The 2,261-nt window shown below is 63.7% G+C and carries 1 protein-coding gene; it reads left to right on the top strand.

What is annotated here, in order from left to right; all coding sequences use genetic code 11:
* Nucleotides 1-2,260: TonB-dependent receptor (locus B5483_RS22705; RefSeq protein ID WP_139384146.1), on the top strand; the 2,260-nt coding region annotated here is incomplete at its 5' end.
* Between the last annotated feature and the right edge of the window lies 1 nt (nucleotide 2,261).

The following is a 2,261-nucleotide window of genomic DNA, read 5'->3' as shown; positions in this document are numbered from 1 at the left end:
GAGTCAGGAGATCATCGTGACCGCGACCCGGCAGGAGCAGGTGCTGCGTCGCGTGCCGCTGTCGGTCACCGCCTATTCGCAGGAGGCGCTGGACCAGAAGGGCGTCCGCAGCGTCGATGATGTCGCGCGCCTGACGCCCGGTGTCTCGCTTGACCGGCAGGCGCGATACAACGGCTCGCAGTCGAACATCACCATTCGCGGCATCCGTTCGACATCCGGCGTCGCAACGACGGGCATCTATATCGACGACACGCCGGTCCAGGCCCGCCAGGGCACCTCCCAGGCAGCGACCAATCCCTATCCGCGCCTCTTCGACCTCGAGCGCGTGGAAGTCCTGCGCGGGCCACAGGGCACTCTTTTTGGCGCCGGGTCCGTGGGTGGCGCCGTCCGCTTCATCACCCCCTCGCCCAACCTCACTGGCGGCATCGACATCTATGCGCGCGGTGAACTGGGCTTCACCGATGGAGGCGCGCCCAGTTACGAAATGGGCTTGGCGCTCGGTTCGCCCCTCGTCGAGGACAAGGTCGGCCTGCGCGTCAGCGGCTATTACCGACGCGACGGCGGCTATGTCGATCGGGTCGACTATAGCGGCAACATGGTCGACAAGAATGCCAACCGCGAGGAAGCCGTCGTCCTGCGCGCAGCGATGGCGCTGCGTCCCACCGAGACGCTGACCCTGACACCGTCCTTCCTGTACCAGAGGACGAAGACCGCCGACGCCTCCGCCTATGTGGAAGCGATTTCCAACCCGGATCGGCACGATTTCCGCCAGAACAACCCGCTTGGCCAGCCGGGGTCGGACCGCTTCCTCCTGCCGGCGCTGAAGGCCGAATGGGAGATCGGCTCGGTGACGCTCATCTCCAACACCTCCTATCTCGATCGCAAGGTGCTGAACAACTATGACACCACGACGCTGGACATCGCGTCGGCAGCGCGTGTCTACGGCCCGCCACCGGCCGCCCTGCAGGGGCTGGCGGATCGTGCGGTCGCCAATTTCTTCACCAAGCAGTTCACGCAGGAGGTGCGGCTCCAGAACAATGACCCGGATGCCCGCCTCAACTGGGTGTTGGGCGGTTTCTACCAGCGTGCCCGCTCGCATGACGTCTTCATGGTGGACGGGCAAAACCTCCTGCAGATGGTCAACTATGGCCGGGCTACTTCAGTCCCCCCGTTGGCGCCGTGCGCCACGGTTGCCCAGTGCTTCTTCGGGGTGTCGCTCTACCAGGGACAATATTCGCTGTTTCTGGATACGGATCAGATCGACAAGCAACTGGCCGCCTTTGCGCAGGTCGATTTCAAGATCACGCCGAAGCTGAAGCTCACCGCAGGCGCTCGTTACGCGGACCTCAAGTTCGACTATGCCAATTTCAGGGCAGGCACGACCATCGTCAGTCCGGGGGTTTCCACCACTTCCAAGCAGGGCAGCCATCCCTTTACGCCCAAGTTCGGTGTTTCGTGGCAGGCCGACCCCGACAATCTCTTTTATGGCAATGTCGCAAAAGGCTTCCGGATCGGCGGCGTTGCTAATCCTGTGGGCCAGCGCTGTGCCGCCGATGCGACGGCGATCGGCTTCGACCCCAACTCGCCGCGCAACATCAGCTCGGACACGGTATGGAGCTATGAGGTCGGCATGAAGAACCGCCTGTTCGGCGGCAAGCTTAATGTCGATGCCTCGGCCTACAAGATCGACTGGAAGAACATCCAGACGATTCTCACACTACCCAGCTGCCAGGTACCCACCACGGTCAACCTCGGCGACGCCGTCAGCAAGGGCTTCGACCTCGCCGTCACCGCCAGCCCCTACCAGGGCCTAAGCCTTGGCGCCTCTGTCGCCTATAATGATAGCCATTATACGACGACCTCGGACAGCTCCATCCCCGGGCGGCCGATACGCCGGTCGGGCGAACCCCTGGGCGGGCCGCCCTGGTCGCTCTATTTCAACGGGGAGTATGAATTCGAGGTCGGCGACGCACGCCCCTATTTGCGCGGGGACCTTGCCTATACCTCTCATGACGACACGCCGCTCGATCTGAGCTCGCCAATTGTCAACCCTGACATCCCGCGGACACCGGCCGTCACCGTCCTCAACCTGCGCGTAGGGACGCGGGTCAAAGGCGCAGACATCTCGCTCTTCGCGCTGAATGCCCTGAACGCCCAGCCCGAGATCGCGCGCTACGAGGACGCCCCGGCGGCCAACTACTTCCGGGGCGTCACGCTGCGTCCAAGGACCGTCGGGATCACCGCCACCTTCCGGAACTGAA

Origin of the sequence: Novosphingobium mathurense (genome assembly GCF_900168325.1) — a bacterium.
Lineage (GTDB): Bacteria > Pseudomonadota > Alphaproteobacteria > Sphingomonadales > Sphingomonadaceae > Novosphingobium > Novosphingobium mathurense.
Note: the sequence above shows the minus strand (reverse complement) of the source record. Positions and strands in the feature narration are given on the sequence as shown.